Genomic DNA, 21502 nt, shown 5'->3' with positions numbered 1-21502 from the left:
GTTTTCCGTTATAATATGAGGTATAGTTTTGATAGAGAGAAGGGAAAATAATGAAGCGAAAAGATGCCTCGGCCCAATATAAATGAGATTTTAGCCATTTATATCAGGATAATAAAGCGTGAAAAGCTGATTTAGCTAAAATTGTAAAAAAATTAGAGGAAATTATTACTTTTAAAGGAAAGTTACATGATCCAGTTGTTTTTAAAAAATATGTTTTATTGGATGAAGAAATTGATTTAATTGCTAGTAAAATGGGACAATACTTGCATATGGGAGATATTGATACAACCGATTTATCATACCAAGAATTAGCTGGGATTTATTCAAATACTTTAAATCAAATTTCAAGTCAATTAGCTTTTATTGCTCCAGAATTAAAAGCGATTGGTGAAGAAACCATAATGATGTGAATTAAAGCTGATTCAGCACTTAGTGCATATGAATATAGTTATCGGAAGTTTTTTAAAAATGCGAAATATATTTTATCAGAACGAGATGAAGAAGTATTAGCGTTGGTTACCCGTTCTCGTGGTGTGGCTTATGATTTATATGATTTATTAGCATATGCTGACAAAAAACCAGTATTTATTGATTATCACGGCAAAAATACTGAATTAACAAGTGCTGTTTATAGTGAGATTATGGAGAAATCTGACCCGCTAACTGAACAAGAGTTTCGGATTCAAGCAGCAAAATTGTTTACAGAGCATTTAACTGACAAAAAACATTCTTTTGCTCGTGTTTATGAGGGAATTATTCAACATAGTGTTGAAGCGGTTCGTTTACGCGGTTATCAAAATACCTTACAAGCGGCATTAAGTGGTGATGATGTTTCAGAAGAAATTTATGAAAGTTTAATTAAATATGGTCGTGAAAATAGCCACTTGTTTGTTCGTTATAATGAATTATTAAAAAAGCATTTTAAATTTAAAAAACTTTATGCAACAGATCGTAGTTTAAAATTAGTAACTAATGTTGCTTCGTTAGATAAAAAATATACGGTCGAAGAAGCAAAAATAATGATCCGTGAATCATTACAACCATTAGGTTCTGATTATCTAGCGCAATTAGAAGTAGCGTGAAGCGATCATCGCATTGATTACTTTGAGGATACTAATAAGCGCAGTGGAGCTTATTCATCGGGTGGCTCGGGGGTTGATCCAATTATTTTAATGAATTGAGATGACACCATTGGGTCAGTTAATACATTAGCACACGAAGCAGGACATTCGGTGCATACTTTATTGGCAGATTTAAATAACAAGTATCCGTTAAATAATTACCCAATTATCTTGGCAGAAGTTGCTTCAACAGTTAATGAACATTTATTGTTTGATTATTTATATAAGCATGCAACAAGCAAAGAAGAAAAAATTTATTTATTGCAAAATCGCATTGATGAAATTATGGCTACTTTTTTCCGCCAAATTCATTTTGCTGATTTTGAATGAACAGCACATAAATTGGTTGAAAATAATGAGCCATTAGATGCTGATAAATTAGCTGATCTTTTTGAACAAAAAGCAAATGAATTTGGTTATACGGTATTTGATAAGTATGATGCAACAAAAAAAACATATGGATGACCACGGATTTTACATTTCTTTAATTCGCCATATTATGTTTATAAATATGCCACATGTATTGTTGCTTCTTTTAAACTTTATAATGATGTTATTAATGGTAAACCAGAACATTTATTAAAATTTTTAAAACAAGGTGGGCAAAAAGAACCATTATTAATCTTAAAAGATATTGGGATTGATTATACTGATGCAAATGTTTATGCAGGTTTAATTACAAAACTAACAGCAATGATTAATGATTTAGAACAGTTATTATTAGGCAAAGACTAAGGTTTTTCTAATTTTTAAAAAAATAAAACAATTCGTTAAAAACGAATTGTTTTATTTTTCAATATTATAATCATAAGAATGTTAATTTAACAAATAATTTAATTAAAATTCAATCCCTTTCCAAACAGGAACTTTTTGGTAAAAATAATGTTTTGTTGCTTGGACATGACTCACTAAATCAACAGCATTGATTAAATTATCGGTAATATGGTGCCCAGAAAAAGCCATTTCGATGTTGGGGCTTTTATTTCTAATAATTTCAATTAATTCTGCTTCGGTAATTAATTCGTTATAAATACATCCAAGAAGTTCATCAACAATAATTAAATCAACTGTTGAATCTTGACTTAGTTTTTTAAGTTCTTCAAAACTAACGCGTATTTCTTTCCGAAGAACTATTTTTTCTTGATCATCCATTTCTCAAAAAAACTTTGTGCTTGATGAATAGTAGTTTAATTACTTCCAAATTAGGGTCAGCTAATTTTTGAAAAAATAACATTTCACCAGAAGTACGATTTTTTAAAAAAGCGCAAATATTTAACCTTTCACTGGTATCCTAGAGCACGAATTGTCATTCCATTTAAAATGGATGTTTTTCCTTTTCCGTCACCATAATAAATATGACAGTAACCTTTTTTGCATAATTACCTCCTTATGTTATAAACATTGTACTAGAAAGTTTTGGGTTTTAGATTTTAAATATAAGGAAATATGTGATAAGATTAAATTACCATTTAAAGAATTTAAATGTAACTTAGAACTAACAATGAAAAAATAATTTTACATTAATACTAACTTTCAAGGAATTTACTATGAAGATATATTTAATATTAACAAGTAAATGAAAGGACAGATATTATGAAAAAGATGTTGTTAACAGCCATTATATTATTATGGTGACATCATTAAATGGGGTTCCTTTAAATTATCAATCTCAACAAAATAATGATTTAAATAATATAATTACCGCCAAGGAACAAATAACATTAACGAATGATGCTTTAAGTTTTCTTGAAACATATATTAATACATTTATAAAGTTAAAAGACCATAATATTAATAGTATTTCTGTTAAAACAGAATTAATTAGTAAGATTGATGAAGTATTAACAGAAGGTGATTATAAGAATATTGGAATAATCACGTGCTTATATGAATTAAAAAATGAATTAATGGCAACTGATGATAAAGCAATTATGATTGATTCATTACATAGATATAGCAGTGATATTCGTGATAAAGTTAAAAATAATTTACAAAATATGATTTTAATATTAGAAAAAATGCGCAAAAGAGATCCTGCACAAATATCACATTTAATTTCTCGTTGTCATACCTTAATTAATCGTATAAGTAGTTTTGAACTTGATAACAAGGATAGTATTATTAGTTTTTTATTTGAAGTAATTCAATTCAAAGATGCAGTTATTATTCAATTAACTAATATGATAAATAATTTAATTAATATTGCTAGTGATGAAAAATATAACATTATTAAAATCAAGATTTTACAAAATAAAGTTGAAGATTTGAAGAAAGAAATTGCTATTGCGCAAATTGGAATGACAAAATCAGAAGCCTATTTATTGAGATGATTTTCATGCAGAGAGAAAAACTAATTTTAATTGATTGCAATATTATGAAACAAGACTAAAAAAATAAGTTTTACTTATGATGTTTATCATGGTCAAAATTTGTGGGTGCGTTGAGTGGAAGTAATGTCTGATAGTTATCATGAAATATACTATAGTAATCTACCAGCGTTTTATGATGACCTTAGTGATGATTTTACAAATAGTTCAATTTCAATTGGATGGGTTAAGATAAGTTGAAGAAAATAAACTTATTCAGTTGCGAAAAGAAAACAAACAATTACGAATGGAAAATGATATTTTAAAGCAAGCAACACTAATAATAGGCAAAAAATAGTAATTATAAAAAATAACAAAGAAAAGTATAAAATTACTAATTTATGTAAAACACTAAAAGTTGCTAGATCAACTAAACTTAGTCAAGCCCAACATATTGATAATATTATTATCAGTATTTTCTTAAAAAGTAGAAAAAACTATGGTACAAGAAAAATTAAAGTTATATTAGCACAACAAAATATTATATTGTCACGAATAAAAATTAGTCAAATAATGCAAAAATATAATTTAATTTCAAATTATACAAAAATTAAATATAAACATCATAATAACAAAGATATCACTTACAAATATAATAATTTGTTAAATCAAGATTTTGATAATTATAAATTACATGAAGTTGTTGTCAGTGATTTAACTTATGTTTGAATTAATAATCAATGATATTATGTATGTTTATTGATTGATTTGTTTAATCGTGAAATTATTAGCTATGATGTTAGTTCTCATAAAGATGCAAAATTAGTTGAAAGTACTTTTAACAAACTTATTTTTTCTTTAGAAAATATTAAAATATTTCATACTGACCAAGGAAGTGAATTTAACAATTGGATAGGTTACAATAACTTGGACCATATTTATGTAGACTGTAAAAAAATAAGCTAAAATTATTAGGAAAGCAGGAATATAAAAATGGCAAAAAACCAATACACCGATGAATTCAAGAAACAAATCGTAATGTTATATAAAAATGGTAAAAGTAATATTGAAATTGTTAACGAATATAAAATTTCAAAGGCAGTTCTTTATCAATGAGTAAAAAAATTGAGAATTCTGGTTCTTTTAAAGCTAAAGACAATCGCTCTGTTGAAGAAAATGAACTTATTCAGTTGCGAAAAGAAAACAAACAATTACGAATGGAAAATGATATTTTAAAGCAAGCAGCACTGATAATCGGCAAAAAGTAATATTAATTACTAACAATAAAGACAAATATTCAGTGAGGAAAATGTGTCAAATATTAAAGATAGCAAAATCAAAGTATTATTATCAAATTAATAAGATCACTAAAACTGAAATTAATATTTATGAAAATGAAGTTATCAGTGCATTTAAAGAAAGCTATAAAGTTTATGGTGCTAGAAAAATTAAAATTATTTTAGCAAGAAAGAACATTATTTTATCTCGACGAAAAATTAGAAGAATTATGGCAATAAATAATTTAGTATCAAAATATACTAAATTAAAATATCACAATCATAAATCTCCTGTAAATAATGATCAAATTAGTAATATTCTAAATCGTGAGTTTAGTAATAAAAGACAAAATGAAGTTATTGTGAGCGATTTAACCTATGTTCAAGTTGGTTCAAAATGACATTATATTTGCTTACTAATTGATTTATTTAACCGTGAAGTAATTGGCTATAGCGCTGGAACAAATAAAACTGCTGAACTAGTTCAGCAGGCATTTTATAAAATAACACGACCACTAAATTAAATTAGGTTGTTTCATACAGATCGTGGTAATGAATTTAAAAATAAAATTATTGAAGAAATTTTATTAACATTTAATATTAAAAGATCATTAAGTGCGAAAGGTTGCCCTTACGATAACGCAGTAGCTGAAACAACCTATAAAGCTTTTAAAACTGAATTTATTAATGGTCGAAAATTTAAAAATTTAGAACAATTAAAGTTGGAACTATTTAATTTTATTAATTGATACAACAATATTCGAATTCATGGTAGTTTGAATTACTTAACTCCAGTTGAATTTAGAAATCAGAAGTCTACATAAAAAGTGTCCTAAAAAGTGTTGCCATTCCAAAATAATTTTTTAGAAAAAGGTGAACAATTAAAATTAAAATTTTTGGGAATTAATAACTTAATTATTGAAAATAATTCTTCATTTTTTAAACAATATTTTTCCTATTTAATTATTAATCACTCTGCTTTTTAAGAAATATTTTTAATACTATAAATGATACTTTTATCAAGGAAGCAGAAATACAAGAAAAAAACCTAGAAAAACATGTTTATAATAAAAGAAGTGTTTGAGAAGGATGAGGGGGTTATATTAGCAAAATTGTTAGAAATGTTTATTTTGTTGATCACTTTGAAATTACATTAAAACAATTAATTGAGCCTTATACATTGTGGACATTTTCACAGGGCTCTTTTCCGACTCAAGTTTTATATGATGTGTACAAAGTAAATAACAATTATTATGAATATGATTTTAAAACAATGGCTCTTAATAATAAAAGAAGTCTAATTGGTACGTTAACAACATTGTTTGTTGTAAATACTTTTGCAACGTGATTATTATGTTATTTATTCAACCGTTATAAATTTATGGATCATAGTTAAAATATTATTGTAATTTTTAAAGGAAATAAAATATCACCAGTAAGGTGATATTTTATTTTAAGAAATAATTTAATTATCATTATGAGGCATGTGTTTAATTTTAAAGGTTGTTTGGGCACGAATAATGGCATCATTGTCAGCTAATAAAATCGTTTCTGCAATCCGTTTAAACATTGTTAGGGGAATGGTAATCATTACCATATAAGCATTGTCTTTGTATTCACCATTATAATTAGTAGTAACTTTTCATAATGCATTATGGGCGAAACCATTTTCTTTTAAACGGGTAATAATAACTTCTGGTTTGTCACTTATAATTAGTAATGATGTGTTTCTGTAACGAGGGAAAACTTTGTTTGAAACAATACCACAAATAATAATTACCATAAAGGCAGCAAAGAATGGCGCTGAGAAGTAATAGGTTGCAAAAGATGGATTTGGGGTAGGTGTCTTTATTGCATAACTCATGGCTCAAGTAATAAGCATTAAGACTGTATTAACAATAATTGAAATATTACCAACTGGTTTTTTCTTTTTGCGTGAAATATAATTATTAACAATGTCAGTTCCACCAGGGCAAGCATCAGCGATGTATAAGAAACCAAAGGCAATTCCATTTAAGATTGCAGCAATTAATCCAAAGAAGAAAATTCATAAATCATGAATTGTTGGGTCGGTAATTTTATTTAAGTCTTGTAAAAAATGAAAATCATTAGCGTTAATATAAGGGATGCCGTGATAAGATCCAACACCATTTAAAATAATATGAAAGATTGCTTGAGCAACCATAAAAATAATAGTATTAATGGTAAAACGATGACTTACAAAGAATCAACTAAAAATAATTAAGGGAATATTATTAACAATGTAAAAAACATAATACATTAAGTTTGCATTATTAATATTATTGCTATTTAATGGTGGAAAAATATATTGTGCAAAAATTCTTCCTAATGCTCCAATTCCAGGTGGTAAAACTTTTGATGGTGATAAGAAATAATCAAAAGCAATTGTACAAATCAATCCGGCCAAAACAAGGTACATATAACCTCTAATTTGTGTTTTTTTCAAATAGTTTCTTAGTTCTAAAGAAGTTTCTTGTTTGATCATTTCTTTTTTATTAATGTTACGAAACTTGGTAATCCGAACATCATCGGCAAGTCCTAATTTATCTTCGACATTAATTAATTGTTCTTCATAACTAACAATTTTATTAACAAAATGATGTACCATTGCGATTTCTTTTGAGTTTAATTGTTCTAGTTGCAATTTTAATTTAAATTCTTTTGTTTGATCAGGATGTTTTTTTAACCGTTCTAATTTTATTAATAATTGTTGACGTGATTGGTGTGTTTGTTGGGTATAGTGTTTTAATAATTTTTCTGCTTGTTTAATATTTTTTTTAATTATTTCATATTCTTCATAGTTACTAATTTTATTTCCTTTATTTTTCATTACTTATGAATCTCCCATATCATATATATATTCATTATTATTATATTCCTACTTTAAAAAAAATAAAAAAAGTTGAAAAAATTTAACATTTAGTGCTTTTTAGTGTAAGATATAATTAAATAATTTTGAAGAAAATTATAAAATGATACATAATATGTAGTAAAAAGATGGAATTAGGTAGTTATAAAAATGATGAATGCAAAAGAAAGCAATAATGCAGATGAACATTTGTTAAAATCAGAAGAAACAAAAAATGATTTAGATTTGATTCGGTCAAAACGCCGAATTATTTTAGGGATTCTATATGGATTAATATCGGCAGTTGGATATTCATTTATCCCCCTGATGTTATACATGATTCCCGAACAAGGGCCTTACGGAAATTTAGCGTCACCAATTAATGCAACATTTTATGTTACCATTCAAGAAATAATGGCAGCATTTGTGATGTTTATTTTTTATAAGCCAAAGAATTTTATTAGTTTTTTTAAAATGCTACGTCATAAGGAAACATGACTAGTTGTTTTATACGGATTTTTAGGTGGACCGTTCGCAATGGTTTTTTTCCAGTTATCAGTATTATTAACAATTAACAATATAGGGCAAACTGATGGAACAGTTCCTGGTTTATTATTAAACTTAAATGTTATTTTAGCTGGAGTTGGAAGTGCAATTTTCTTTCGTGCTCGCCAGAGTAAATACACTTGAACAGCATTAGCTATTTCAACTTGTTTAATTCTAGGAATGTCAATTCATTTTGCTATTAATGAAGGGTTAACATGAAAATCAATTGGTGGGATGTGTTTAGCTTTAATAACAGCCGCTTTATATGCGATGGAAGCATTAGGAATGTCGCATTTAATGAGTTCTTCAAAAATTAATTTTACTAATTATGAAACAGTTTCAATTAAAACAGGTTCTTCAGCATTATTGATGTTATTATTAGGAACACCAATTGCTGCTGTTGCTTCACATCAAAGTTTTGTTGAAGGTTATAAAGTGTTTGCTAATTTTCAATATTATCAATATGCCTTAATTTTTATTGTTGGTGGAATCATTATGGGTAGTTCACGTATGTTATATTATGCTTGTTTAGTAATGTCAGGACCAACTTATACAACATCAACACAATTATTAATGTTCTTTTGAATTCCAATTTGACAGTATATCTTTATTGCTACTGGCGTTCCAAATGAAATTTTAGAACCAATTTGATATTATTGAGTATATGTTAGTCCAATTGTTTTTTGTACTTTTGTTATTTCCAGCAATGAGTTTCTGATGTATGCTGGCAAGGTTGGTTGGAAGCGGGCCTTTCACGAACTGTTTGGAAAGATCCCAAAAGAATCAGGCACAAAAAAATTATAAGGAATCATGTAAGTGAAGTGTAACAAATCAACTCAGAAAGGGGTTGATTTTTTATTGAAAAGAAACATTATTTTATTTTGCGGTCCTTAGTAACTAAGTATGGGAAATGTAAAGTAAAGATGCAAATAGGACATTTAACCCTTATTAATTTGATAATATATCTTTTATTAAAAAATGCAATACTTTTTTGAAAAAAATAATTTTTTTTAAATATAAGTTAATATTTCAGCACGCAAAAAAGGAAACTTTGCTACAAATATATAATTCATATTTAAAAAAATTAAATATTAATATTTTGTAAAAATACATCTTTGGAAGATAATCAACTTAAACTCGGTCGCGGTTTTTCATTAATAATTTTCATAACTTTATTAATTTCTTTTTGAGTAATATTATTAAAATCAGTTCCCTTAATGAGATATTCTCTAATATTTCTATTCATTCTTTCAACCTTGGGTTTTTGTGTCGGAGTTCCAGCATCACAAAAATAAACATTAGAACTAGTAATTTTTTCAATTTCTTTTCACTTGCTAAATTCTTTACCTTGATCTGTAATAATTCCTTTTATATTTACTTTATAAAGTTTATTTTTAAAAATAATTTTAATGGCTTTATTAACCTCTTCTGAATTATGTTGATTTAATTTAAAACAAATAGTATATAAACTCTTTTCTTCGGTAAAAGTTAAACAAGCAGATTGATGTTCTTTTCCAACAATACAATCCATTTGAAATCAACCAAAAGTACCTTTTTTATGTTCTGCTTCTTCAATAAATCTAATATTAGTTAATTGACCACGATCATTTTTTCTCTTTTTTGTTTTAAATTTTTTACCTTTAAATGGTAATTTTTTCTTAATTTCAGTATTTTCATCATCAAAAACACCATGATCAATATATTTGTAAAGTGTCACATGTGAAAATGGAATTTTTTCATTATATTTTTTTTCATATTCATGAATAATTAACATTGGTGAATAGATTTTTTTACTTAAAATTTTTATTACATGATTTACAACTTTTTTTGTAATTGTTGTATATTTTATTGATTTTTTTCTTTTCTTTTTATAATCATCATTTGCTTTTTAGGATTGTATTCTTCTTTAAGTCTGTTAACCTCTAATCTAATTGTATTACGACTTTTATTCATTGCTTTTCCTATTTTAGAATAATTAGGCATACCATTTTTCTTTTTAAATTTTTCACATTCTAAATATTCTTTTAAGTCATTTCTATCTGCTAATTTAAAATGCTTATATTTTTTCTTTTCCATTTATCTAACCCTTTCTTAAAATTATTTATACACTAAAATTAAAATTTTGTTGACATTTTATAAAAAGATGTTAGGATGGTGATGTAATTTAATACAAGTAGGATTTTCTAGCCCTTAATCTCTTGTTTAAAAATTACTAAAAATAGAGACTTGTAAAAGTCTTTTTTTATTTTACTTTTTTTTATTTTTTTGTAGAATGGTGATGACAAAAAGAGGTAAAAAAGATGGCAAAAGTGGGAATTAATTGATGAAAAGATGCAAAAAAGCGTAATATTGATGCAAAAATAAGTAAATTTGATGACTATTGTGAGAAAAATAATTATAAATTAGCAACAAAAGAAACATTATTAATCTATTCAAAATTAGAAGAAGATGAATATAATACCTTAAAAGACACTAATTTATTAGCATTTAATGAACTTAAAATGAAAATAAGAATACTAGAAAATAATATAAAATTACATCTCTTAAACGAAACTAAGGGGGGGGTGTATCCGTATATGCTCAGTATTATGGTCGTGAAAATGAAACTGAAATAAATTATACTCCACCAGTAATTAACATAACAGATGGGAGAAAGAATATAATGGCAATGTTGTATGAATATAGTTATCTTAATGAAATAGTAGTTAGTTTATTAAATAATAAAGAATATATAGCAGATGAGATTAATTTAGCAGGTAGTCGTAAAGCTGGTAAAACATATTCTATTGATGAATTAATAGCATTATTAAGTTGTGTTGTATTAGCAAATAAAGATAAAAAAATAGCTATATATGGTTTTAGATTAAATAGTGCTGATACTGCTGAAATGCAACAAGATATTCAAGATGCATTAGATAAAGTTGGTTTAATCCTTAACCCTACTAAAAAATGAAAAGGTGGTCATTATCAATATAATGCTCGTTTTAATAAACCTACTTGAACATTTCCTAATGGTAGTTTTATTAAATTACAAGGAGCAAGAAAAAGTAATTCATCGCAAGTATTAGGTAAAGGAACAGCTAGAGCAAATGGTGCTGATTTATGTATTATTTGACTTGAAGAAGCTAATGAATTTAGTAAATCAGAAAAAGAAGCAATTATGCAAGCAGTTCGTGATTATAAAAAATTAATATTAATTACAAGTACTAACCCTGATAGTATTTATCAAGATCATATCGATTATTTAAATAAATTAATGCCTTTTAATCGTAAAGAATTAGAAAGTAAAGGTGAACAAATATCTAAATTAGTAATTCCAGTATTAGACCCTAAAACAGGTCAAAAAGCATATGATAAAAAAGTAATTAATCATTATACTAATTATTTAATTAATAAAGATAATTTAAATTATGATGAATTAATGAAATTATATGAATTAAAAGCAGAATGACCTAAAAAATATGAGGTTTGAGGTATAGGAATGCCTGGTGCATTAGATGGTAGTATTTTTGCTAATTATTTATTTAGTAAATTATATGATTTTGAACCAGTTAATTTTAAAGCAGGTTTAGATTTAGGTTATGCAGATAGTCCATTAGGACATGCAACTCATGCTATTTTAATGGGACTAGATAGAGATTATAAAAAAATGACACCATTAATGGAATATAAACATAGTAATGCTGAAATGATACATAAAGATACAACTAAGATTTTATTTGAAATAGTACACTTTTATATAACTGCTTCCATACAGTGAGAGTATTTACAAGATGGTTTAGATGTAAATGTTGACTATGGAAATGGTGGTTTAGTTTCTATTGATACATTAAATAATATTAGGCGACAATATTTTCCTGAGGCTAATTGATTAAGATTTAAACCAGTAGTAAAAGATGTTTGATATCGAACTGATAGAATTGATGCTATAATCATCCTGCTAAATAAGAATTATTTACAAATTAGTCAACGATTAACACCAGAGTTATTTAAGGATATGTTAAAAATGGAATGAAGAAAACCACCAGCAAATAAATCTACTTATAAATTAGAAGATAATAAATTATTTGATGATGGTTTTGATGCTATGACTTATGCTGTTATGGATATAATGGAATATTTTATAAAAACATTAGATAATCCATTTTTAATAAGTAAACAATTTGGAAAGCGAGGTTAATAAATATGAATAATGAAAATACTTTATTATCTAAACCTGAATGAAAATGATATTATTCTTTATTATTTTTTACAAGAGGTGCAAAAGATTATAAAAAAGATCGTGAAAGATATGATAAGCAATTTTTAAGTGAAAGTGGAATTATAGCTTATGATACTGATAAAGGAATTACTGGAACAAGTGCAGTTTTATTAAGTATAATTGTTGCTTTGTGATCTATTTTACCGCAAGTAATAGAATTACCTAATTATTTACAATTTTTAAAATGTGGTTTAGAAAATGTTGATTAAAAAAATAATTATGGAAATGCATTATTAATGTTAATTATTCCGTCTAGTGCTAGTTTTATTTATCAAAAAGCACCTAAAATTATTCCAAATGCAAAGATAAGATTATTAACTAATATTGCAACTAAAATTATTCCAGTTATTATTCTTACTATTTTTATTTGATTTATTTTAAAAATGAAAGCATATTTTAAAGCAAGAGAAAATGAAAAATCAATTAATATTGCTAAACATGCTGAAAATAAAAAATTAAAAATAGAAAAACAAAAAGAATTAATAGTTCAAAAACAAGCTTTAAAAATATTACGAGAGGAAAATAAAAAATATGGCAAAAAAACAAATTAAAAGAAATATTGAAAAAATGCGAATGGATAAAAATATTTGTTGGATGATAATTGATGGTAAAGAGTGTTTTAAAAAAGTAAGTAAAAATTGAAATGGTATTGGTGTTCCTGCTTGTGAAGAACATACTAAAATATTTCAAGAATTAATGAAAGAAACTTATGATTATGGTGTAAATAATAAAAAAGAATATTTAGATCAATATGAAAAAGGTTTTAAAGAAGGAATTGAAGAAGCTAGAACTGAAATTAAGAAAAAATACCCACAAGTTTACAAAAATTAAAATGATGGTAAGATGGTGACGATAGTTTTTGAAATTTTCTATAAAAAATAATGGAGGGATTAAAGTATGACAAACTTTAAATATGATTATAAAGAAAATATGACACAAGATGAAATTAATGCTTTATTAGAACAAAAAGAAAAGCAAGTATTATCTAGTGTTTTACCAAATGCAGAAACTCGTATTAAAACTGAAACAGAAAAACAATATGAAGAAAAAATTAATAGTTATCAGTCAAAAATAAGAGAATATGAGTTATCACAAGTACCACAAGAAAATCGTAAAATAGTTGAAGAATTATTAAATAGTGGTAAAGATATGGAATATATTAAAACTAATTTTAAAGATTTAGTTGAGAAAAAACCAATATTAGATATGAAAAATCTAATGAATGGTGGAATTCAAATTAAAGATGAAAATATGTTTATTGAAGAATTAACACAAAAAATTAAAACTAGTTTAGATGAAAATAAAGATATTCCTGTTAAGGAAAGAATTAAAAATTTAGTTCAAAAAGAATATCAGAAAGGAAAATAAAATATGGCATCAATTATAGGATTACATGAAGGATTTGTTATTGGTAATGGTGTAGCAAATCTAACAACAGAAGGACATTTATTATTATCAGCACAAGAAATGAGAGTTAAAGATATTTTATCAAACCCTGATTATTATACATTTCATCGTTTAACAGCAACATCACAATCAAGTCCTAATATGGAAAGTGCTGATTATGCAGTAGCAATTTATACAATTCCAGAACGATTATTTTATGGAGATAGTGAGTGAAATCACGAAAAAGGAAACCCAAAACAAAATCAAAATGCTAAGCGTGGTCGTTTAGTAATTGATCATACTATTGGTTTAAAAACACAATGAAGACGATTTGATTTATCTCGTTTAAAAAATACTGATCCATCATTACGAGGTGAATTAGTAGCGAAATGAACAGGTTCAATTACAGAAAATATGATGTTTAATTTAGAATTATACTTTTTAAAAGGTGTAATTGATAATTATATTGCTCGTAGTAAATTTAATAAAGATTATGCTTTTGTTTATGATACAACTAAAATTAAAACTCAACAAGATGCCTTAGATTTAATGTATAAACTAGGGCATCGTATGACAGATGAAACAAGAAAAATTAATGCATCTCAAATTGGGACAAATACTAGTGATTGAGAAATGATTTGAGAACCACATTCATATTTAGATTTAACACGAGCATATACTCAATTAATTGGTGAAAATATTTCAGCAAATACAATGGTAACTGGTACTTTATTCCAAGATAAAGTTTTAGGTTATATGGTTTCTAAATCATTATGGCTTGGTCAAAATATTAAACCTTTACATAGTAAAACATCAGATGGACAATTAGAAATTAATTTACAAGGAATGAATAGAACTCGTGGCTTTGATTTATCTATTAATAATAAAATAGAAGCATTAGTTATTCATAGAGATAATGTCGCAATGATTACTATTTTTACTGAAAATATTAGTTATGTTGATAATGATACACAAGAACCTGCATTTACTAGTCGTGTATTATTTTCATTGCCTGCTTTAACAAGACCTGAATTAGGTTTCTTAATTGTTAAAGAAATGTTTACAGAACAAGAACAAATGGATGCTATTGCTCGTATGTGAGATAATACAGATCCAACTGGTGATTCATGACAAAAATATAATGAATTTACTGGTGAATGAGAAAATGAATTAACTTATCAATTATTAGATTATGATCCAAATTATAAAGATTTTTATAATCCTACATTTAAAACTGCAATTCAAAATACTATTACTAATATTAATAATTTAGATGTAGATCAAACAGCATTAAATATGGATGTATCTAAAAAATATAATGAGTTTTTTGGAATTACTCCAACAACTCCTGACACAGCAGAAATTAAAAAATTATTTGATAAAATTTTAGATAATAATTTAACTACACCACAGAAAAAACGAGTTTTAGCATTTATGCGTTCTATTATGATATTAAGTGATGGCAAAAATGATTATCCAATTCAAACAAATTCAGCAGGTATTTATTTACCAGTTAATGAAATTGTAAGTGGTAATATTTATTTACATATTAATGCAGGTATTATTGATAATCAAAATATTAATGATAAAAAAATATTAATTAAAGGTAATTCTAAAATAAATATTAGTGGAATTAATAAATTAGATAAACCTACTATTCATATTGCAGTCCCAACAAAAGCAACAGCTGAACAGTTAAAACCACAATTTAAAGATGTTGTTTTAAAAGCAGTAAAAGCAGTAAATAGTTCTTTAATTGAAAGTGATTTTGATTACTTTATTGAAAGTAAAGGTGAAGACTGACCAATTAATATTACAAATGATAAAACAGTTGCAGTTCAAATTGAAGGTAAAAACAATGCTACTGGTCAAACAAATCCGATTGATGTAGTAATTAAAAATTCATAGTATATAAAAAATAGGAATTAACCTATTTTTTATTTTTTTATATTATTTACTGGATGTTTAATTATATTAATTCCTTTTTTAAGTTCTTTATAAAGATTAATTGTTTTTGGTTTTGATATTATTTTAGTATGTAAATTTTTATATCCTGTTTTTAAATTAGTAGCATATTCTCTTTGTTGATTTAATCAATTTTTATTATCGATATATTGTTTATTTTTATTTAATTTACTATCTTTTAAATTATAAAAATTAGTACTATATTTATTAATTTCTTTATTTAATTCTAATAGGTTTTTATTAATACGACTAGCTCTTAATTTAACATCTCCACTTGCTTTATTTTGTTTAGTATTTATTTGTCAATTTACATATTCTCTTAATTCACTGCGTAATCATACATGTAATCACATATTTCATAATACTGATCCTGCCCCAGTTCCATTTTTACCAGTTGCTGATTTCATTGCTTGTCATACTTGGATATGTACTTTTGGGTAAGTATATGGTCCATATCATCTTTTTTGTTTATCATTATCTGATTGAATTAAAATATTTAAATTACCTATTAATTTTTGTTTATTAGTTATTTGAAAAAATCCTTTTTTACATCAACTACTAGATAAGATAGTTCAATTACTTTCTGTTGGAGTTAATGATTTTACAATTTCTTTATATTTATTTTTATCTAAAAAACTAATATCTTTAAATAATTGTATTTCTAAACTACGAGGTATTTTTTTTAAAAGATCATTTAAAACATTTGGATTTAAATAATATTGAATTTGTGCTAATTGATGTTCAATATCTTGAATACTTTGTAAAATTGCTTTTATTTTAGAATTACCATATTTTTCTAATAATTTTATAATTCTTAATGCTATTTTGGGGTTTTCTAAAATACTAGTAATTAATGTTAATAATTTTCACATTTTTTGACACTCTCCTTATGGTGATTATATAATGGGTGATGACAAAAAGAGGTGTAAAAATGCAAGATAAACAAGAAATAAATTTTAATGAATTAATTAATAAGCCTGAATATTTAAGTTATTTAGAAACAGGAAAATATAAAATATTGCAAGAACAAAAATATTATATTGATATTCCTTGAATTATTGCTAATAGAAAAGCGGCTCCGTTAACTATTGGGCAAGGCTTAATGTTTAATTGTGATAATGATGATACGCAAGATTGAATAGAAGAATGATATGAGAAAAACTATGTTTATTCAAAATTATATCAAAATGAATTAGCAAATAGTTTATACGGGCGTAGTGTAATGTATTTATTAAAAACAGAAACTGATGATTTAACGATTGATGTTGCCCCGATTGGTTCAAATGTTCGTATTGCTAAATATTCAGAAATAGAACAATATGCGGAAATGTGAATATTACCTGCACAATCTGATTATATGTGATATCAAAGAGTACAATTTTATCCTAGAAAAGCAAAAATAATTTACTATACAGCAAAAGATTTAGAAATTGGGGTATGACAAACTTATGGTGAATTAGAAAGTAAATTAAAACCAGTTTCTACAATGGAATACGACACTGGTATTGATATTTTACCTATTGTTGAATTTATTAATTTGCCTAAATTAGTGCATGGTACTAAAACTACTGTTGATTGTGTTCCTAATTGCTTACCAGTATTTAATTTAATTAAAGATGTTCAAGATAATATTTATTATAAAAGAATTGAAAGAATTATTAACCGTACTCATTTTATAGGACAAAAAGATACTACTCATTCACTTGTTGATAACGGTAAAGGTTCAGAAGAATTAGTAAGTGCTGATGCTATTATTACTAGTACAGTACAAGGTTATGCTAATTTAACTGGTAATAGTGGAATGGGTTTAATTCATGCTCAACAAAATTATACTGAAATAACTATTGATAGTGATTATTCTATGAAAATGATATTTAATGGTGCAGGATATGATTATGATAATTTTACTGGTGAAACTTATACTAATAAAACTCAATCTTTAATGAATGGTAAAAATGATATTCAAACTACAAAAAATAAAAGAACATTAAGATTACCAAAATTATATCGATTATTTGATTATATATTTAGAGATTATAAAAAATGAGATAACTTAAATGATGATAATCCAAATAATGATAATGTTAGACCTTATACAATAGAATTTATAGATATTGATATTGTTGATGATATTACACAAGCTGATGTTATTGATAAACGATTAAATAATGGAACTATTACTCATATTGAGGCAATTCATAAGCAAGATAAGGTGACAACTAAAAAAGCAAGAATGATGTATGAAGAAATTAAAACAGAGCAAAAAGAACAATTAGAGCAAGAAATGAGTTATATTGATGATGATAATCAAACAAGAGAAGAAGATATTAAAGGAGATATACAATAATGCAAGTACCTAATATTAATAGTATTTTTAAAAACTTAAATGAAAGAATAATGGATAATAGTGTTCGATCTGATTTAACTAAATTAGATATTGATATTAAAAGTAATTATTTCTTTTTCCCATTTATTATTAAAACTGGTTTAGTAAATATTACTGATAAAGGTTTTCAACCTAATAATGGAGTACCACAAAACTTTACACAAATGTCACAAATATTTACAGGTAAAGAGGGAATTATAGCACAATGAAAAAATGCAATTAAAATTAGATCTAGACATATACCTGATATTTGAAATTATGATTTTTTACAAAAAGAAAAATATTGATTTACTTATTCTATTGATGATTTTAAAAAAAGTTTAACAGATAAAATAAGTTATTTTAATAATGGTGAATTAAATTATTTATGAAATGAAAAAGATCAAATATTTACTAATTCAGAAATTAATCAATCTTTTAGCGTTAATGATGTTTGAAATTGAATTAATTCAGATGAATATTTAAATTATAATGTTTATGTTATAAATTTACAAAAAATTAATAAAGCATTAGATAATTTTGCTATTAAAAGAAAATTTAAAGGTGATGCTTATAAATGTCATATTGTTAATATTAATGATACTGTTGAGTTTTCTAAATTAGGTGGTGAAGAATATTTTGGCGAATATAATGCTTGATATCTTGATCGTACAATTACGGTTGAAACTACTTATAATTTTCAAAGAGAAGATTTTTTAAGATTTTATTTAGTTCCTTTACAATCTGATAAAGAAGATGTTGATGATAATTTATTAATGTTTATATCAAATGCTCAACCAAAATATAATGACCTAAATGAATTAGTATATTGAAATATTACTTTTAGTTATGTTAAAGATTATATTAATACTACTGGGCAAACTATTCAGCAATTCGTACAATTTTCAGCACCAGGTGAAGGCTATGTAATTCCTAAAATAATATGAGATGATTTAGGTATTCCAAAAGATTATGAAATTAACGAGAAATTTACTGGTGATAATGGTATTAAAAGTATTCAATTAACTTTATTAGGTAATAATGGTTTTACTGCACCAGTTATTTTTGGTCGCCCGATTGAAAATTTAGGGAAATGAAATGAAAAAGTATATCCACAGCGTAGATTATTTATTGATAATTTAAAAATGCCAGTAGCAGATAGTTTAACAAAATCATCTAAACCATTAACTACTTATTTATTAACAAATGGTATTCCTGCTATTAATGGTCAATATGATAATTGATTAAAAAGAAAACAAGCACAATCTAACCAAGAAATTAAAAAGAATTATGAGGGTTATTTGAATACAGATAGAAAATTAACACAAGCAACTAATCCTAATAATTTAACTGTTAAAGATGTTGCTTTAAATTATAAAGGTAATAAAGTTATTAAAGATTTTGATGTACGAGCAAATGGTTATTTTAAATATAATGTTGATATTGGATATAATACAATTAACCCAAGTAAAAATCGTGGGCAATTAAAAGATATGTTAAATTTATTTAGTATTATGGTTAATCATATTATTAGTTTGCCAATAGATATTACTGAAAGTATTGCATGAACTCAGCGTGATATACCTATTGTTGGTAAATTTTTAAATGCAATAAGTTTAGGTATTCCGATTTATTGAAAAACTATTGATAATAATACTAATAATTTATATCCAAATATTAAAACAGGAATTCCCTTATTTATTGGTAAAGCAAATTATACATTTTATGATGAAAGTTATTGACCTATTGTTGAAGATAGTACGCGTCCACAAGCAAAAAATCAAGGTAATATCCCCTTAGATGCTTTTAGATATAATACACAAGATGAAGTAAATGATATTATTGGTGCTAGTGCAAGTAATACAAGTTGAGCATTTACTTTAACTGATAAAATAACAGCATCAAGTTGATCTAAAAAAACTAAAACAGAATATGGCAAAAATTATAGAATTAGTAGTGTTATGATACCTCAATCATTTAATAATGAAGATAGTATTTATTTAATTAATGAAGAAACAGTATCTTTACCAACAATGGAAAGTGAAAATTTATTAACTGATATTGTTGGCAGTGGTAGATATATAATTGATGCAGTTGGTTTTTATAATTTAGGTAAAACTGCCTGTCGTATTTATATGTTTTCTGATGATATTGATATATATGACCCATATTCAATTATGAGTTATTTTGTTAGTTTACAAACTACAAGTTTATATAATAATTCAGTACGAGATTGATTAACTCTTTATTCACTTAGTTATTTAGACCAATACATCGATGATGATATTGTACACGATTGACCTGTTAAATTACCAGACCCACCACCAAGTATTAATTTTTATCCAGTCACTGTTGATTTTAAAAAATCTGATACCACTATTGATGTTTCAGCAGAAGATAATTTACAAGGTGGTACAAAAGATGAAAAACCATATTCCCAAGATATAGTATTATTTGATTTTTCACAATTTGGTGCAACTGAATGGAAACAAGTACAAGATAATTATGATAATTTTACATTTTCAATTAATGGAACAATAAAAATAAGTTCTAATAGTGTTGATCCATCTTTTAATTGAGAAGAATCATTAGGTACTAATACAACGATAAAAATTGAAAATATAAATTCAAGTGGACTTACTGTTTTTGAATATTTAAGAGATTATCAATATCCTTTTGAACAATATAAAGATGGTTATCATTTTAAAACACAAGTTGTATTTTACAATGATGATGTTAAATTAAAAATGCGAGTTTTATATAAATTAGGTATTAAAGGGAAACAATCATTTAGTAACACAAGAATATTAAAAGCACATTTTAATGTATATTCACAAGGTTCAGGACTTATTAGTTTAAAACAAAAATAAAAAATAGAGATAAAACTCTATTTTTTTATATTATAATATTTCCATCATCATTAATTTTCGGAATATCATTATTGGTTGGTTCATTATTACCTAATCATTGATAAACATTTTTAAAATATTCACCTTTGTCTTGTCCTCAAGTATGAGGAAATTTTTTATCATCTTTTTTAATTCATATTACTAAACCAGAATAATTTCTGCTACCCATATTTAATTTAATATCATATTTATCAGATGTATAAATATCTTTAATTTTATTGTTGTTTTGGAATTTAATAATATTTCATTTAGTATTTTCTCCTCTTGCAATAACAAAGTATCATTTATTATCATCTTTGTGAAAAGGTTTATTTGAAGAACACATTTCTTTTAAATTTCCAATAATTTTATTTTTACATTTTTTTTCTTCACAACTTATTAAACTTGTTGTGCTTGTTCCTACTAAACTAATTGCACCTAAAATACTTAATATCTTTTTCATGTAGAATTTTCCTCCCTTTAATGTCATCATCATACCATCAACATAGTTAATGTCA

At 25.3% G+C, this 21502-nt stretch carries 20 protein-coding genes and 2 pseudogenes; 16 read left to right on the top strand and 6 right to left on the bottom strand.

All coding sequences use genetic code 4. The annotated features are described in order from the left end of the window. Positions 1-50 precede the first annotated feature (50 nt). Positions 51-1856, top strand: coding sequence for an oligoendopeptidase F (pepF, locus tag ACOBWH_RS07840; RefSeq protein WP_424526392.1), 1806 nt, complete (start codon positions 51-53; stop codon positions 1854-1856). 102 nt (positions 1857-1958) lie between these two features. Here pepF and ACOBWH_RS07835 read toward each other — a convergent pair whose 3' ends face one another. Further along, positions 1959-2273, bottom strand: coding sequence for a cob(I)yrinic acid a,c-diamide adenosyltransferase (locus tag ACOBWH_RS07835; RefSeq protein ID WP_424526391.1), 315 nt, complete (start codon positions 2271-2273; stop codon positions 1959-1961). Between the two features lie 50 nt (positions 2274-2323). Next, complete coding sequence (locus tag ACOBWH_RS07830) at positions 2324-2476, bottom strand: cob(I)yrinic acid a,c-diamide adenosyltransferase (protein WP_424527451.1); 153 nt, start codon at positions 2474-2476, stop codon at positions 2324-2326. A gap of 273 nt (positions 2477-2749) precedes the next feature. Between ACOBWH_RS07830 and ACOBWH_RS07825 the strand changes: the two genes are divergently transcribed. The 5 genes and pseudogenes from ACOBWH_RS07825 (at position 2750) to ACOBWH_RS07805 (ending at position 6100) form a co-directional block, all read left to right on the top strand. Further along, on the top strand, positions 2750-3475 hold the full coding sequence (locus ACOBWH_RS07825) for a hypothetical protein (RefSeq protein ID WP_424526390.1): 726 nt from the start codon (positions 2750-2752) through the stop codon (positions 3473-3475). A 6-nt stretch (positions 3476-3481) separates the two neighbouring features. Beyond that, positions 3482-3697, top strand: coding sequence for a hypothetical protein (locus ACOBWH_RS07820; RefSeq protein WP_424526389.1), 216 nt, complete (start codon positions 3482-3484; stop codon positions 3695-3697). Positions 3698-3727: 30 nt separating this feature from the next. After that, positions 3728-4393, top strand: coding sequence for a DDE-type integrase/transposase/recombinase (locus ACOBWH_RS07815; protein WP_424527449.1), 666 nt, complete (start codon positions 3728-3730; stop codon positions 4391-4393). Between the two features lie 27 nt (positions 4394-4420). Further along, a pseudogene (locus ACOBWH_RS07810) lies at positions 4421-5528 on the top strand (IS3 family transposase). A 404-nt stretch (positions 5529-5932) separates the two neighbouring features. Then, complete coding sequence (locus ACOBWH_RS07805) at positions 5933-6100, top strand: hypothetical protein (protein WP_424526388.1); 168 nt, start codon at positions 5933-5935, stop codon at positions 6098-6100. Between the two features lie 69 nt (positions 6101-6169). Here ACOBWH_RS07805 and ACOBWH_RS07800 read toward each other — a convergent pair whose 3' ends face one another. Beyond that, complete coding sequence (locus ACOBWH_RS07800) at positions 6170-7555, bottom strand: YitT family protein (RefSeq protein ID WP_424526387.1); 1386 nt, start codon at positions 7553-7555, stop codon at positions 6170-6172. 189 nt (positions 7556-7744) lie between these two features. Here ACOBWH_RS07800 and ACOBWH_RS07795 point away from each other — a divergent pair, with 189 nt between their 5' ends. Then, complete coding sequence (locus tag ACOBWH_RS07795; RefSeq protein WP_424526386.1) at positions 7745-8923, top strand: hypothetical protein; 1179 nt, start codon at positions 7745-7747, stop codon at positions 8921-8923. Positions 8924-9203: 280 nt separating this feature from the next. Here the strand turns inward: ACOBWH_RS07795 and ACOBWH_RS07790 are convergent. After that, positions 9204-10195 (bottom strand): annotated as a pseudogene (locus tag ACOBWH_RS07790) (IS30 family transposase). 224 nt (positions 10196-10419) lie between these two features. Between ACOBWH_RS07790 and ACOBWH_RS07785 the strand changes: the two are divergent. From ACOBWH_RS07785 to ACOBWH_RS07755, 7 genes are all read left to right on the top strand, one after another. Beyond that, on the top strand, positions 10420-10734 hold the full coding sequence (locus ACOBWH_RS07785; RefSeq protein WP_424526385.1) for a hypothetical protein: 315 nt from the start codon (positions 10420-10422) through the stop codon (positions 10732-10734). Positions 10735-10781: 47 nt separating this feature from the next. Next, a complete protein-coding gene (locus ACOBWH_RS07780) occupies positions 10782-12299 on the top strand; it encodes a phage terminase large subunit (protein ID WP_424526384.1) in 1518 nt (505 codons plus the stop codon). A 5-nt stretch (positions 12300-12304) separates the two neighbouring features. After that, on the top strand, positions 12305-12589 hold the full coding sequence (locus ACOBWH_RS07775) for a hypothetical protein (RefSeq protein WP_424526242.1): 285 nt from the start codon (positions 12305-12307) through the stop codon (positions 12587-12589). Positions 12590-12616: 27 nt separating this feature from the next. Continuing rightward, the gene (locus ACOBWH_RS07770) at positions 12617-12931 is read left to right on the top strand and encodes a hypothetical protein (protein ID WP_424526243.1); all 315 of its coding nucleotides are present in this window, start codon (positions 12617-12619) and stop codon (positions 12929-12931) included. Next, positions 12912-13211, top strand: a complete 300-nt coding sequence (locus tag ACOBWH_RS07765; RefSeq protein WP_424525748.1) for a hypothetical protein — start codon at positions 12912-12914, stop codon at positions 13209-13211. Before ACOBWH_RS07770 ends, ACOBWH_RS07765 begins: the two co-directional genes overlap by 20 nt. Before the next feature lie 66 nt (positions 13212-13277). Continuing rightward, complete coding sequence (locus ACOBWH_RS07760; RefSeq protein WP_424526131.1) at positions 13278-13748, top strand: hypothetical protein; 471 nt, start codon at positions 13278-13280, stop codon at positions 13746-13748. A gap of 3 nt (positions 13749-13751) precedes the next feature. Then, positions 13752-15674, top strand: coding sequence for a hypothetical protein (locus ACOBWH_RS07755; protein WP_424526383.1), 1923 nt, complete (start codon positions 13752-13754; stop codon positions 15672-15674). Between the two features lie 29 nt (positions 15675-15703). Here ACOBWH_RS07755 and ACOBWH_RS07750 read toward each other — a convergent pair whose 3' ends face one another. Then, complete coding sequence (locus ACOBWH_RS07750; protein ID WP_424526382.1) at positions 15704-16603, bottom strand: hypothetical protein; 900 nt, start codon at positions 16601-16603, stop codon at positions 15704-15706. A gap of 59 nt (positions 16604-16662) precedes the next feature. Here ACOBWH_RS07750 and ACOBWH_RS07745 point away from each other — a divergent pair, with 59 nt between their 5' ends. Continuing rightward, entirely contained in the window at positions 16663-18078 is a 1416-nt protein-coding gene (locus ACOBWH_RS07745) for a hypothetical protein (protein WP_424526381.1), read from the top strand. Next, on the top strand, positions 18078-20966 hold the full coding sequence (locus ACOBWH_RS07740; protein ID WP_424526380.1) for a hypothetical protein: 2889 nt from the start codon (positions 18078-18080) through the stop codon (positions 20964-20966). Before ACOBWH_RS07745 ends, ACOBWH_RS07740 begins: the two co-directional genes overlap by 1 nt. Positions 20967-20991: 25 nt before the next feature. Here ACOBWH_RS07740 and ACOBWH_RS07735 read toward each other — a convergent pair whose 3' ends face one another. After that, positions 20992-21447 carry a lipoprotein gene (locus ACOBWH_RS07735; protein WP_424526379.1) on the bottom strand — a complete coding sequence of 152 codons (456 nt, stop codon included), beginning with the start codon at positions 21445-21447 and terminating at the stop codon, positions 20992-20994. Positions 21448-21502 lie beyond the last annotated feature (55 nt).

This window comes from Spiroplasma endosymbiont of Glossina fuscipes fuscipes (assembly GCF_049669535.1).
In the GTDB taxonomy this organism is placed as follows: domain Bacteria; phylum Bacillota_I; class Bacilli_A; order Mycoplasmatales; family Mycoplasmataceae; genus Spiroplasma.
This window is presented reverse-complemented; position numbering and strand designations above follow the sequence as displayed.